The organism is Bacillus sp. FSL L8-0099 (assembly GCF_038006385.1).
Lineage (GTDB): Bacteria > Bacillota > Bacilli > Bacillales > Bacillaceae_G > Bacillus_A > Bacillus_A toyonensis.
The window spans coordinates 873,937-887,479 of the sequence record NZ_JBBOVC010000001.1 but is presented as its reverse complement, the minus strand read 5'-3'; the positions used below and the strand labels follow the sequence as shown (position 1 = coordinate 887,479).

Sequence of the window (13,543 nt, the reverse complement as noted above, 5' to 3'; positions counted from 1 at the left end):
TTGGGTTCAGTTCATAACGGGTGACCTTTTTTTATTCACAAACAAGAATTTGTCTAGAAAATGATCCTTTTCTTGTGATGCAGCGGTCTGTAATTTCAAATCCCGCTTCATGAATCATGTCGTCCATTGTTTCCATCGTGACAACGACTACTTTTTTTGCGATACGGCGCGCACTTGAAAGAATCGAGAGTTGATCTTCTGGTGTTGCGTGCGTAAATAGGTCGTATGGCATATCGATAATTGCGACGTCGTAGTTCTCAGTAATTTCTTCAATTGGGCCTTTTGTTACTGTTCCTTCAAACCCGAAATGTGCGATGTTTTTTCTCGTTCCAAGAACTACAAGTGGATTTATATCTCTACCAACGATGTTAATCCCCATAGAAAGTGCTTCTACTACTACTGTTCCAATGCCACAGCACGGGTCAATTGCTCGTACTCCATCTGGGTTTGGTACAGCGATATTTGCGACAGCTCTAGCAACACGTGTGCTCAGTGATGTCGAATAGCTATGCGGTTTTTTTATGTGATGATACCAAACTGGATCACTTTCTACATAGTGCCCGAAGTACCAACGTCCTCCAAGAGGAACAATCCCGAATACGCGCTCTGGATTACGAACGTCTGCTTCTCCTTCAATATGCATACCGAGGTCTCGTTCAATAAGGCGTCTTTCCCCATATTCAATTTTATTTTCTTTACCAAGATCATTGATTTTAACGAAGATAACTTTGAATGTCGCTCCTGCTAAATCAATTTGTTCCACTTGTTCTAAAATGCTTTCTAAGTCGTCCCCTTCATACATAACCTCAACGCGCTCTTTAATAAACGGACTTCTACTCGGAGCAATCTTGACTTCACTTTTCAAAATATTAACGTGAGACTCCATCCCAAAGAACGAGCGCATTTCCAAGTAACATAAAGCACGCTCCTCTTCGCGAAACGCATACGTATATATACATGCAGGTGTTTTACTATGATTACTCAATCTATTATCATCCTTTATCGTTTAAAATTGTTATGATCACAATTACTCGAATATTTTTGTATATAAAATTAAATGATATCATATGCCGGAAATAAAGAGAAACCTTTCTAAATCCTTTCGCAAATAAAAGAGACTGCCTATTGGCAATCTCTTTATTTTTAATAACAAAAAGAAGATACATTCTGAGCTTGTTCTTCCTAGTAATCTAGCATACCATCATAAGTTGCTTCTCCTAATGTATCATTTGAAATTGTCCTGAACATATACATTCCCTTCCTCCAAAGGAAGCTTTTTCTGATTAACCCGTTTCGCTTTTCCCGTTTCAAGATCGATTTGGAAAGTCGAAAAATACCACATTCCTTCTCCATTATCATAATTCCCAATAAGAAACTTCCCTTTATCTAAAGCTTTAAAACAAGTTCCTGTAATACCAAAATCATCTTCATCGATTTTCACTTCGAGCACTTTCCCTTTATGAATGTAAAAAGCTTTCACTGTTGAAAAATTAGAAGACTCACGTTGCAGTGCTACGAAAAAATCTGGTGTACCTTTACTTACAAATCCATTTTTTCTAGACGTATTAAATACAAACTCTCCAATTTTCGCCTCTTGCAAATATAATGTCGCGCTTGTAGATTGTAAGGCAAGCTGATATTCACCTTTATATATTTGATCCCCTTCTTGTGCACCAACCCAAGGTTCTTTTTGCGTTTCATGTTGTTCATTATTCGAAAAAACATGCAAAGTATACGCTTCTCCCTCAGTAGAATTCATTAAAACAGTGTAGCGACTTTGCACTTGTGGATTTATTTGTGACCCTTGTATTTTTCTACTCTCTTTTTTATTCCCCTGGGTATCCTCTACCTTCGTCACTACTTTTTCATCTGAACCTTCTTGAGCACATCCACTTAACATTAAACTTACGACGATACTCCCCATCAATAATTTCTTCATCTTGCCCCCCTAAATGAAAAGCTGATTAAAAATAATATTTTTAATCAGCCCACTTTATTTTCTATGAAATTAGTCTTCAATTAAATTAGACATTACATACGCATATACTAATGATTCTGTATGTGCAATGGAACTCTCATGCGTACGTTCAAAAGCGTGAGAAGAATCAATACCGGCTCCAATTAATGCATGTTTTACATCAAATCCAGCGTGAATCGCAGCTGATGCGTCAGATCCGTAGTACGGGTAAATATCTACTTTATATTCAATATTGTTCGCTTTCGCAAGCTCAACTAAATGTTTACGTAATGCATAATGGTATGGGCCACTAGAATCTTTTGCGCAAATAGATACTGTATATTCATCAGATGTTTGTCCATCACCTAACGCTCCCATATCAACTGCTAAATATTCAACAGTTTCTTCTGGAATGTTAGAGTTTCCACCGTATCCAATCTCTTCATTATTAGAAATTAAGAAATGAGTTGTATATGGTAATGTTACGTTTTCGTCTTGTAATCTCTTAATTAATTTTAATAGAATTGCTACGCTTACTTTATCATCTAAATGACGTGATTTTATGTATCCACTGTCTGTAATTTGAACACGCGGATCGAATGAAACGAAGTCTCCTACTTCAATTCCTAATTCGCGTACTTCATCAGCTGAAAAGACACGCTCATCAATACGAACCTCAATATTTTTCTCATCGCGTTTCGCTTCACCTGCATCTTTATATACGTGTACAGATGTTTGATGCATTAAAATCGTTCCTGTATACGCCTTACCGCTTGACGTTTCAATTTCGCAATATTCCCCTTCTACAGAGTTCCAGCGAAATCCGCCAATCATAGATAAACGAAGACGACCGTCAGATTTAATTTCTTTTACCATCGCACCTAACGTATCAACATGAGCAGTTAATAAACGATGTTGATCATCATTTTTCCCTTTTACCGTTAAAATAAGAGCGCCTTTATTATTACGCTTCGTCTCTACGTTCCACTCACTCACATAGTTTTCAATGAAATTAATAATTTTCGCCGTATTTCCAGATGGACTCGGAATAGAGACAAGCTCCTTAATGAGTTCCATCGTTTCTTTCGTATGATGTGCCATTGTCGTTTCCTCCTCATTTTCTCTATTATTCAGTATACAAAATTTGCTATGAAACCTCTACTTATATGGTCTAATTTTCTAAATTATAGTGAAATTCTCTTTAGTATGTAAAAAGGAGCTGCAAAATATGAATATATCAAAAAAATATATACACATTGCACTCATTTGGTTTTTAGCATCATTACTTTGTTTACAAGTTTCTTATGCCGTTCATACTACTACTTCTATTACAATCGGCTGGGGATTAACGGCTATCTTCTTCATTATTAGCTTCATTGCAGCAAAAAAGCATAGCGTTAGTGAGTAACGCTATGCTTTTCCTATAAAACTATTCTTCTGAAACATCTAATAAATAAATCCCTCTTTCAAATCCACCGTGCTCTTCTTTTTTTTTCTTACGAAGGCGTTCTACGTCTTCAATTGTTGCTCCTTCTGCACGCGCTAATGACATAATCACTTCCAGTGCATCCGCAAGAGAATCTAACGCATGTTCACGCTCTTTCATAGAAGCAAATTCACGAACTTCTTCCGTTCCAATTTTCGCTAAAGCTTGTATGTATGCTTGGCCTGTTAATTTTTGTGCTGTATATGTTTTTCCAGACATTAATATTTTCTCTGGAACACGGTCTCTTACTAACTTGTTATAAGTTGACATCATTCATCCTCCTATGTTCAATAACACCCGAGCTCTGCTTTATAGAAAAACCACTCTTTTTTCACACACGCACTTAACATATCAATTCCTGATCCGTGCGCCCTTACATGCGGAAAGAAATAGTGCTCTGATTTTTCTTCTTCATTACCATATAAAGTTTGGTACTCATCTGGAATCGCTTCTTTTTTCACATCTTTTTCTTTCGTCACCCCGCCAGAAAACGCAACACTTGGATGCCCTTCAAAAAATAATGCAGTTCGTACAGCCATAGATGGTGTACTGTGCAAAGCATAATATACAAACAAAATTATACCGGTAATACCTATAATTTTTTTCATGTATGACTCCTAAAAAAAAAGTGCTAACACAATTATACTAAAATGTGTTAGCACTTTCTCCCTTTTATCCCGAATTAACGGGCTAATAATCAGTAGGAAGTGAACAAAACCCCCTCACTAATTAAAGTTTTACTTTATTCCCCTTTAAATGCTGGTAGACGTTTTTCTAAAAACGCAGCAATGCCTTCTTTATGGTCAGCTGTTTGTCTCATCGCATATTGACCGCGTTTTTCAAGCTGAAGCGTCTGTTCTAAATTAGAGCGATTGACTTCACATAAAATTTGCTTCGTTTGAATCATCGCCTTAATCGGCTTTTGTGACCATTCATTAATTTTTTGTTTCACAGCCGTTTGGAAGTTCTCGCTGATTACTTCATCAATTAAGCCGATATCTAACGCTTCTGTTGCTGATAATTTCTTGCCTTCCCAAATAATTTGCTTCGTCATATTTTCACCGACGCGCTTTTGTAGGAAGAAATGACCGCCACCATCTGGAATTAAAGCGATTCCAATAAAGTTCATCGCAATAACTGACGATATATCTGCCATCACATAATCAGCAGTTAATGCAATACTTAATCCAAGACCAGCAGTTGGTCCATGAATTGCACTAATCACAAGCTTCGGCATCGTATATAAAGTTACAACGACTTCAGAAATGGTATTCATAATACCGTCAAACTTGCTTTCATCATTACTTGAAAGCATCGATTTAATATCCCCACCCGCAGAAAAACCACGACCGTTCCCGCATAGCACAACAATATGCGCAGAACTCTCCGCTACTTCTTTCAACTTTTGTAATAGCTCTTTTAACGTTGGCTCATCTAATGCATTTAACACTTCTGGGCGATTGACCATCACCGTTGCTACGCTTCCTTCATATTTCACAACCACAGATTCTGTTTTACTCGTTACTTCCATCATATACCCCTCTTTTCTATATAAAGATTATACTTATATAATTATAGAAAACAGGTAAAAAATCCTTCTTTTTTCTTAATTTTCTGTCTAACAATCTCGCAATTTGTATATATCCTGTATAAAACATACCATTTCGTTAAAAAATATAGCAATCAAAGTCGTTTTATCCATACCTTTCATCTATCTATCATTACAATGAAATAATGTCTTCTTGCATGTACTGCTTAAAAACAAATATTGAAATTCATTCGCCTTACTATAAAGTGAAGGCTTTTACGGTCCGCAGGGCTTCCACCTAACTTCTTTGCTCCAGCTGAATTTTGAGGTGGGAGTTTTACTGCGCGGTAAATAGCCCGATAAAAAGGTATTTATCCCCTCACTCGGGTGCTGAAATAAAAGAATGAAGAAATGGAGGAACATATGGTTAATAAGTTGAAACAGACGGATAACTACTTCCCACATTTCCTACTGCTATTCATTGTATTTCAACCAATTTTAGATTTACTAACATCTTTTTCAATCTATGTATTACACATGAGCGCAACAGTCGGAATCGTAGTCCGTTTCGCCTTTATGCTTCTTGCATCAGGGTATCTACTTCTTCATCACAAACAACAAGGTGCGAAAAAATACATTCTCTACTTATGCTTACTTGGAACTGTACTCACAATCGGCCTTGTTAATAATTTAATGGTCAAATCTCTAGTTTCTTTCGGAGAAGAAGTGAAATTCATTTTAAAAAGTGTATATCCAATGGTACTACTGTTTGGGTATATTATCGCTCTTAAAGAGTTAAAAAATAACGAATATGCGTTTCATAAAATCATTATCTATTTCTTATATGCAACGTTAATTTTGAGTATCTCAATTATTGTGGCAATGTTGACTAGTACAGATTTCCCAAGTTATCCGAACTCAAAGATCGGTTCAAGGGGATGGTTCTTTGCTGGAAATGAGTTAAGTTCCATTTTCGCCATTACGTTCCCCATCGTTGTCTTGTACTCAATTCATAAAACAACTTCTTTCTCGAAAATCTATTACTGGATTCCAACTGTACTTGCGATGTATGCAAGCATTATGATTGGAACGAAAGTAGGCTATGGTGCCATTGTTATTACACTTGGTATCGCTCTTTTTTTCTTATTCATTGAATATATTATTCATCGTAAAAAAGAAGGAAAAGGATTCACATATCTTGTAAATACAATTGTTGTTGCTATCGTATTAGGAGGTATACTCATACTTACACCATATACTCCTATCGCCAAAAACATGAGCATCCATTTACAAATATATAAATATAAAAATCCAGTACAAGAAGGAGAGGTAACGAAAGAAGAACGTGAGCAGGGTGAACTAACAGACTCTGAAATGAAGAGTTTAATTTACAGTGATCGTGACAAGTTTTTAAACGTATACAAACAATACTATAAAGACGCACCACTATCTCAAAAACTATTTGGAATGGGCTACGCTGGTAACTATACAACTACACCTAAATTAGTCGAAATGGATTTCTACGACCTATTCTTTGCGTTCGGCATTGTTGGATTCCTTATGTATTTGCTGCCGCTTCTTTATTTCGGTATTAAAATATTCATTCGCATCATCACTAACTTCAAGAAACTATTAAATGTAAAACATATGCTACTAGCTAACACACTCGTCTTATCGCTCGGCATCGGCTTTATGTCTGGTCACGTATTAACAGCACCAGCCGTAAGTATTTTCTTCGTTGTTATACTTGCTTATATGATTGTTGACTTGGGAATTGAATAACAAAAAGAAGGTACTCTGAAAAGTCCGTTATACTGGATTTTCGAGCACCTTCTTTTTATTTCATTCGTGTTTTACATACTCTAAATTTTCTTTTGCGATATTTTTATTATACCGTCTAAACACCTAAAAACTTCAATTTCTCTTTCTGTTCGTCGTTCGCCATTACTACAATTGTTTTTTCAATACTTGGATGTACTTGTTCAAGCGTTACACTCGCTCCAGCTTTATTTGACTGCTCAACAAAATTTAATAATGCCATCGCTCCTGACACATCCATATAGCGCACATCTTTCATACGTAAAACAATCGGTGACTTCACATCTTGTAAAGTAGTAAAAATACGATCTACTGATAAGAAAGAGAGCGGTCCTTGAATCGTATACGTTGCTTCTCTTTCTTTTACAATCGAAGTTTTACGTTCTTTACATTTCACAATGTATAGGATGAAGGAAAGAATAATCCCGAATGCAACAGCGATCATTAAATCAAACTTCACTGTAACGATCATCGTTACGAGCATAACAATAACATCACCTTTTGGCGCTACATGCATTTTCTTCATGCTTTCCCAATCGAACATTCCAATACCCGTTAAAATTAAAATACCTGATAATACAGCAAGTGGAATGTATTGTACGACTGAACCGAGTCCCATAATGAAAATAAACAATATAACACTATGCATACTTGCCGAAAGCGCCGTTTTACCGCCACTTCTTATATTAACGATAGATCGTACAGTCGCCCCTGCACCTGCTAATCCGCCGAACAATCCGCTCATCATATTACCGATACCTTGTCCGACAAGTTCTTTATTACTTTTATGACGTGTACCTGTCACATTATCCATTACGACTGACGTTAATAAAGAGTCAATCGAACCTAATAAAGCAATACTAAGCGCTGGTAAAATAAGTTCTGCTAATCCTGTTCCACTTAAAGATGGAATATGAAGCGTAGGCATCGCTTCTGGAATCGTTCCAATCTTTTCAATTACTTTATTTAGTGAAAGATTTCCGATAATCGGTACCTTCACTGTAAGCCCTTCTAACAATGAAGAAAATAAAGGCAACAACGCAGTCACACCGACTAACGCAACTAAACTAGATGGAATGGCCTTAATCCATTTTCCAGAAACAATCATTACAATGATCGTTAATACTACGAGCAGAAAACTATTTTGCACGTGTTTTATTTCACCTAAAATAATAATCAGTGCAATACCGTTCATAAATCCTGAAACGACAGGATACGGAATATATCGAACGTAAGAGCCTAGCTTACATACCCCGAATAAAATTTGAAAAAGTCCCGCCATCATAAATGCTATAAAACTCGCCTCTAACCCGTGCGTCGCAATAACTCCTGTCGCGATAACCGTAATCGGTCCAGTTGGCCCAGTAACCTGACCAGGTGTACCACCAAATAACGCTGCGAATAAACCTGCAAAAATGGCACCATACAATCCGACCAGTGCTCCTTCAGACGTTCCCGTTGCCGCAATACCAAACGCAATGGCAAGTGGCAACGCAACAATCGCAACCGTAAATCCTGCTAAACATTCCTTTGCAATTTTTTGAAACATAAAATAACCACCTTCATATAAAGTCCACGTTCCATTGTACACCTAAAAAGATTTATTCGTTAGCGTACTTTTTACAGTCTCGTGAAGTAAACGTATTCAATGAAAAGTTTCCCCCTTACCTTTGGAAACAATTGCAACTATGCTATAATGAACAAATTAAATCTTTTACTATATACTTGGAGGCACTATGCTAACTTTTGAAGAAAAATTATCGATCATTGAATCTTTCCCTGAATTAGAAAGAAAGAACGTATCATTAAAACGCGTAAACTTTCACTTTGAAGAAAGTCGTTTAGATAAAAAGAACGTTGTATATCATTTACACCCAAATGGAAACGGATTTGTATATGCAAGCGGTATTAAAGGTTACAAAACGGACGATAAAGGTATGATTAACATCCGTGAATTTTCAGCGGAAGAATTACGTTCAGTAATTGAGCAATCAATTGAACTATTATCACAAGAAGAAGTAGTAATCCCTGCAGAACCTGCGAAAGAAGAAGAATGGCATAACGAAGATGGTCATATTCTTACTCTTATATCAGAGGATGACATGTGGAACGTTTATGCTGGCGTAAACTTAGACGGTACATTCAACTCTTATCCAGAAGCAGCGGAATACCTTGATGAAGAAGGTTTTTCACGTAAATAATACACTTCTTGCTACTCATGATAATCCCGTAAATTACGGGATTATCATTTATCAAAATGTCAAATTTTCACTATCCTCTATAAAGATTTGAATTTGACAGCTATAAGACTCCGTATTAAAAATATCATTAACTAGCTCCACTTCAATAAAACTTTCCACTTCTATATGATTTTCTTTTATATATTTAATCATAGTATTTCTACGTTCCTCTTCATTTTCTTTACTATACGATAAAGTTGCATACTTCCCACTTGGTAACATTTTTATATTCTTATCATCTTCCATATGTACATAATCTTTTACCTTATGAAAAACATACTTCGGTTCTACATCCCACTTTTCATTTACGTTGTATAAAATCCCCATTTCCATTGACATTTTCCCTTCATAATCGTCAATGACTTTCTCTAAATCAGAATAATACAGTAACTCCTGCAAACTCCCCACTTCTTTACAAGGCGCTACAATTACATGACGCTGTTCAAAAAACGTAATAGATATTCCATCATCCTTTAATATATCCTGTGAACTCCCTACTTTCTCATTTAAACAATCAATCGTTTCGATTACTTCTCTCATTTTTTTTATATTTTCTTCTGCCTCATCCCTCTTCAATTGTAAAAACTGTAATAATTTATCTGTATTACAATCCTTAAAAATCTCTTGAAGCTCTACTATACTAGTGTTCAACTCTCTACAGCTTTTTATAATATCTATGTGAATAAATTGATCTATAGAATAATATCTATATCCCGTTGATTCATCAATATGTTTCGGGATAAGAATCCCCATCTTATGATAGTACCTTAATGCTTTTATCGTTATATCCTTTATTTTTGCAACTTCTCCAATAGAAAATAATTTTTTCATTTAAATCTCTTCCCTTATGTTTTTTCTCTAACAACCATTGACTCTCTCCTTAGAGGAGACCTTACCATTTATAATAAGATATTTACATTAATAAAGGGAGTATACAATTATGAATACAGTAAAATATAGAAACCTTGTTAAAGAAGACTATGAGCCTATTAAACATTTAATCGGTGAGGCATTTGGATTTAATGAATTTATTACTGATAAAAAATTTTTAAATTCAATATTAAACTTCTATCTACACAGTTGCATTTTAGGAAGTTCCTTTAGCAAGGTAGCTGAAAAAGATAATAAAATTATCGGTGTCATTTTAGGCGATTCCGAAAAAGATAAAAATCGTTTAAAGAGATTTCATAATAGTTTTAGCCTTTCCTATAACACGCTAAAACTATTCATGACGAATAAAGAGAATAGAGAGTTTTTAAAATCATTTATACAAGTTAAAAAAACATATAAGGAACTAATTCAAGGAAAAGAAGATCAGTTTCAAGGTTGTATACAATTATTCATCGTATCTGAAGAATCTAGAGGACTTGGTGTTGGGAAATCATTAATGAACTACTTATTCCAATATATGACAGACGAAGATGTTACATCTTTATATTTATATACAGACAATAACTGTAACTATGGATTTTATGACAAACAAAACTTTAAGCGTATTAAGGAACAAACTGTTCATTTCGAACCAAAAGAAGAAGAATTTAATGTATTTTTATACCGCTATGATTTTAGCTCATAGTAACATTTACACTTCGATGCTCTTTGCTAATTAGCAAAGAGCTATATTCAGTATGATTATTCACTTCAACATCTCACCTCTTCTGTATGAAGCGAGTCGTTATGAAAGAATCATACGATCCTCCAACCAAACTCTTCTACTACTATTGTTTCCATTCGATTAGTGCGAAAAAGAGGAAATTATGTAACAACATCAATTTAAAAAGGAGAGTACAACATGGAATGGATTTATGAATTGTTCCAACAATACGGGTATTATGTCGTACTCGTCGGATTGCTTTTAGAATATATCGCTCTTCCGTTTCCAGGAGAGCCGACATTAGCCTATGCAGGGTTTTTATCACATCAAGGCGATTTAAGTTTACCCATTTTAATTTTTTTATCTTTTATTGGGACAAGTGTAGGTATGACATTTCAATACTTCTTAGGAAATAAACTTGGCATGCCATTTATTCAGAAATACGGCAAATATGTATTCTTAACAGAACGAAAAATTAAGTTAACGCAAACGTGGTTCGATAAATACGGGTATTTTCTAATCTTCATTGCTTTTTTCATTCCAGGTGTACGCCACTTTACAGGGTACTTTGCAGGAATTATCAACTTACCATTTCGCCGCTTTGCGCTGACAATTTATTCAGGCGCCCTATTTTGGGTATCATTCTTCTTAATCGGTGGTTACTGGTTAGGGGAAAACTTAGAAGATATATTCATGGTACTTGGTCAAAACATTTGGAAAATCCTCTTCGGTATTATTGTCATTACGCTAATCATACGATTTCGCAAAAAAATAAAACATGTGTTTATAAAAATCTGAATTAGAACGAACCGCATGTTATTAAAATCTTTCAACCATAAGTATTATCCAGCTTAACTGCGTACACAAATAAAAAAACGGAGACCTATTCGCCTCCGTTTTTTTATTACATAAATCTTGCTCTCAAACTAAACCTTAGGTCAAGCACATTAATTTTTTTGACGTCTAAACATCATCGCTCCCAAAATATACTAAATGACCACTCTATTCATACGGTCATCTGATGACCTAATCTATTTTCTTTTTAAACATTTATTATCCAACATTACCTTCTTACAACTTTATTCCTCGCACACTAAAATTATTATTTTTATATATGAAAAATACATCTCCATATCCCAACAAACCTTTATTTAAAACCGAATTTCATACATTTAAAATTAAAAATACCACCCGAAAAAGATTTTTATATAATAATAAAATGGATTACAAATAGAAGATACATACTATCTTTCTAATCATTTTCAAGAAAAATGAGGCTATCTTTTCTTGTTAAAAAGATAGCCTCATTTGTATAGACGACCGTTCTATCGCCTACTTTTTCGCACCTTTCAGTGACTCTCTCAGCACAAATTTCTGTAGTTTCCCACTCGCATTACGAGGAAGTTCATCCACAAATAAATAATGACGTGGGCGTTTATAATCTGCTAATTCATCACTTTCTTTACAATACTTTTCTAAATCAGCTTCTGTGATCGCTTCATCTTTCTTTACAATAACGGCTACAACACGTTCTCCCCATAATTCATCAGGTTCACCAAGCACTGCAACATCTAATATACCAGGGTGACTATGGAGGTAATCTTCAATTTCACGAGGATAAATATTTACACCACCGCTAATTACCATATCATCCACGCGATCTGCAACGAATAAATAGCCATCTTTATCAAAGTAACCTAAGTCACCTGAATGATACCATCCTTTATACAGCGATTTTGTGTTTGCTTCTTCACGGTTATGATAGCCAGCCATCATAGTCGGACCGCGCAAAATAATTTCTCCCACTTCATAAGGAGGTAATACATCATCTGGCTCTGCAGGTGCATCTTCGTTCGGCTTTACAATACGAATTTCATGGCTAAAACATGGCGTCCCTGCTGAACCAGCTTTCGTAATTTGATCCTCTTCCACGAGAAACGCAACAACTGGCCCCATTTCTGTCATTCCGTATATTTGGACGAGATCAATATAAAGACGTTCTTTACATTCCTTCACTAAAGCCGGTGCCATTGCTGCTCCGCCATATATACCAATTTTCATCGAAGTTAAATCATATTGGGATAAATCTTTTTGCAGCAACATATTCCACATCGTCGGTGCTGCAAAGAACGTTGTAATCTTCTCTTCTTGAATCGTATGTAATACTGTTTCAGTATCAAAGTGATGCAAAATAACATTCTTTCCGCCAACTTGAATGCGCGGTATAATCCCAGCATTCAACTCACCACAATGATATAAAGGTGCTACTACAAGCCCGACACTATCCCTGTTATATTTTAAGAAATACGTACAAATCATACTATGCTCAGTCATTTCACGATGACGATGCAATACGCCTTTCGGATGCCCTGTCGTACCGCTCGTATAAAGCATAGAGCAATAATCCATTTCATCAATTTCGATATCTACTTTCTCAGAAGATGCTGCATTTACTTTTTCATGGTAGGAGCTTGCATAGGAAGGTTTATCGTCTTCTACATACCAAAAGGATGTATTTGGAAAATCTCTTTCAATCATAGCAACAGTTGACTCAACTGCTTTTTCAAAGACAACTACTTTCGAGGATGCGTCCTGAAGAATATAAGATACTTCTTTCGCTTTTAAGCGGAAATTAATTGGATTAAAGATTGCACCAATTTTTGCACAAGCTAAGTAAACGTTTACAAATTCACGACAGTTATATAAGTAAACAGATACACAATCTCCCTTTCTTACTCCCTCTTCTAATAGAGCGTGCGCCGTTTTATTTATTTGTTCATCCCACTGTTTATACGTCCAGCGAATATTTTTTTCTGGTTCCACTAACGCCTCTTTATTCGGATACTTACCAACAGATAAATCAAAAATTCTCCCTATCGTCATGTACATGCCAACAATTTCCCCCTTTTCTCTTTCATAA

14 protein-coding genes are annotated in these 13,543 nt (G+C 35.5%); 5 read left to right on the top strand and 9 right to left on the bottom strand.

The genetic code is table 11. The features are described 5' to 3' along the window. Positions 1–31: 31 nt before the first annotated feature. The 3 genes from MHH42_RS04540 to MHH42_RS04530 form a co-directional block, all read right to left on the bottom strand. Positions 32–985, bottom strand: coding sequence for a TRM11 family SAM-dependent methyltransferase (locus tag MHH42_RS04540; protein ID WP_000064982.1), 954 nt, complete (start codon positions 983–985; stop codon positions 32–34). 240 nt (positions 986–1,225) lie between these two features. Continuing rightward, positions 1,226–1,939 (bottom strand): hypothetical protein, encoded by a 714-nt coding sequence (locus MHH42_RS04535; protein ID WP_340892941.1) that lies wholly within the window; start codon positions 1,937–1,939, stop codon positions 1,226–1,228. Positions 1,940–2,008: 69 nt separating this feature from the next. After that, positions 2,009–3,058: a M42 family metallopeptidase gene (locus MHH42_RS04530; protein ID WP_000930088.1), complete on the bottom strand. Its 1,050-nt coding sequence runs from the start codon at positions 3,056–3,058 to the stop codon at positions 2,009–2,011. Positions 3,059–3,185: 127 nt separating this feature from the next. On the opposite strand from MHH42_RS04530, the gene MHH42_RS04525 reads away from it, so the two are divergent. Continuing rightward, a complete protein-coding gene (locus MHH42_RS04525; protein ID WP_001027088.1) occupies positions 3,186–3,365 on the top strand; it encodes a hypothetical protein in 180 nt (59 codons plus the stop codon). 21 nt (positions 3,366–3,386) lie between these two features. Here the strand turns inward: MHH42_RS04525 and MHH42_RS04520 are convergent, their stop codons facing one another. From MHH42_RS04520 to MHH42_RS04510, 3 genes are all read right to left on the bottom strand, one after another. Next, complete coding sequence (locus MHH42_RS04520; protein ID WP_052943765.1) at positions 3,387–3,713, bottom strand: nucleoside triphosphate pyrophosphohydrolase; 327 nt, start codon at positions 3,711–3,713, stop codon at positions 3,387–3,389. A 17-nt stretch (positions 3,714–3,730) separates the two neighbouring features. Then, positions 3,731–4,051 (bottom strand): hypothetical protein, encoded by a 321-nt coding sequence (locus MHH42_RS04515; RefSeq protein ID WP_000720136.1) that lies wholly within the window; start codon positions 4,049–4,051, stop codon positions 3,731–3,733. Positions 4,052–4,185: 134 nt separating this feature from the next. After that, complete coding sequence (locus MHH42_RS04510) at positions 4,186–4,974, bottom strand: enoyl-CoA hydratase (protein WP_000454189.1); 789 nt, start codon at positions 4,972–4,974, stop codon at positions 4,186–4,188. Positions 4,975–5,394: 420 nt separating this feature from the next. On the opposite strand from MHH42_RS04510, the gene MHH42_RS04505 reads away from it, so the two are divergent. Then, positions 5,395–6,753, top strand: coding sequence for an O-antigen ligase family protein (locus MHH42_RS04505; RefSeq protein ID WP_340892937.1), 1,359 nt, complete (start codon positions 5,395–5,397; stop codon positions 6,751–6,753). A 115-nt stretch (positions 6,754–6,868) separates the two neighbouring features. Here MHH42_RS04505 and MHH42_RS04500 read toward each other — a convergent pair whose 3' ends face one another. Then, positions 6,869–8,338, bottom strand: a complete 1,470-nt coding sequence (locus tag MHH42_RS04500; RefSeq protein ID WP_000486660.1) for a SulP family inorganic anion transporter — start codon at positions 8,336–8,338, stop codon at positions 6,869–6,871. Between the two features lie 187 nt (positions 8,339–8,525). Between MHH42_RS04500 and MHH42_RS04495 the strand changes: the two genes are divergently transcribed. Further along, complete coding sequence (locus tag MHH42_RS04495; protein ID WP_000955010.1) at positions 8,526–8,990, top strand: hypothetical protein; 465 nt, start codon at positions 8,526–8,528, stop codon at positions 8,988–8,990. 51 nt (positions 8,991–9,041) lie between these two features. On the opposite strand, the gene MHH42_RS04490 is transcribed toward MHH42_RS04495, so the two are convergent. Beyond that, complete coding sequence (locus MHH42_RS04490; RefSeq protein ID WP_000732820.1) at positions 9,042–9,860, bottom strand: MerR family transcriptional regulator; 819 nt, start codon at positions 9,858–9,860, stop codon at positions 9,042–9,044. 109 nt (positions 9,861–9,969) lie between these two features. On the opposite strand from MHH42_RS04490, the gene MHH42_RS04485 reads away from it, so the two are divergent. Beyond that, positions 9,970–10,605, top strand: a complete 636-nt coding sequence (locus MHH42_RS04485) for a GNAT family N-acetyltransferase (protein ID WP_001098951.1) — start codon at positions 9,970–9,972, stop codon at positions 10,603–10,605. Positions 10,606–10,821: 216 nt separating this feature from the next. Beyond that, a complete protein-coding gene (locus tag MHH42_RS04480; protein WP_000454873.1) occupies positions 10,822–11,421 on the top strand; it encodes a DedA family protein in 600 nt (199 codons plus the stop codon). 534 nt (positions 11,422–11,955) lie between these two features. On the opposite strand, the gene MHH42_RS04475 is transcribed toward MHH42_RS04480, so the two are convergent. Further along, a complete protein-coding gene (locus MHH42_RS04475) occupies positions 11,956–13,512 on the bottom strand; it encodes a fatty acid--CoA ligase (protein ID WP_000281985.1) in 1,557 nt (518 codons plus the stop codon). Positions 13,513–13,543: the final 31 nt, after the last annotated feature.

Bases quoted from the DNA above. Each gene is read 5' to 3' on its own strand.
- MHH42_RS04490 (WP_000732820.1), bottom strand. From the start codon at position 9,860: ATGAAAAAATTATTTTCTATTGGAGAAGTTGCAAAAATAAAGGATATA.
- MHH42_RS04530 (WP_000930088.1), bottom strand. From the start codon at position 3,058: ATGGCACATCATACGAAAGAAACGATGGAACTCATTAAGGAGCTTGTC.
- MHH42_RS04505 (WP_340892937.1), top strand. From the start codon at position 5,395: ATGGTTAATAAGTTGAAACAGACGGATAACTACTTCCCACATTTCCTA.
- MHH42_RS04520 (WP_052943765.1), bottom strand. From the start codon at position 3,713: ATGTCAACTTATAACAAGTTAGTAAGAGACCGTGTTCCAGAGAAAATA.
- MHH42_RS04475 (WP_000281985.1), bottom strand. From the start codon at position 13,512: ATGTACATGACGATAGGGAGAATTTTTGATTTATCTGTTGGTAAGTAT.
- MHH42_RS04500 (WP_000486660.1), bottom strand. From the start codon at position 8,338: ATGTTTCAAAAAATTGCAAAGGAATGTTTAGCAGGATTTACGGTTGCG.
- MHH42_RS04515 (WP_000720136.1), bottom strand. From the start codon at position 4,051: ATGAAAAAAATTATAGGTATTACCGGTATAATTTTGTTTGTATATTAT.
- MHH42_RS04510 (WP_000454189.1), bottom strand. From the start codon at position 4,974: ATGGAAGTAACGAGTAAAACAGAATCTGTGGTTGTGAAATATGAAGGA.
- MHH42_RS04495 (WP_000955010.1), top strand. From the start codon at position 8,526: ATGCTAACTTTTGAAGAAAAATTATCGATCATTGAATCTTTCCCTGAA.
- MHH42_RS04480 (WP_000454873.1), top strand. From the start codon at position 10,822: ATGGAATGGATTTATGAATTGTTCCAACAATACGGGTATTATGTCGTA.
- MHH42_RS04485 (WP_001098951.1), top strand. From the start codon at position 9,970: ATGAATACAGTAAAATATAGAAACCTTGTTAAAGAAGACTATGAGCCT.
- MHH42_RS04525 (WP_001027088.1), top strand. From the start codon at position 3,186: ATGAATATATCAAAAAAATATATACACATTGCACTCATTTGGTTTTTA.
- MHH42_RS04535 (WP_340892941.1), bottom strand. From the start codon at position 1,939: ATGAAGAAATTATTGATGGGGAGTATCGTCGTAAGTTTAATGTTAAGT.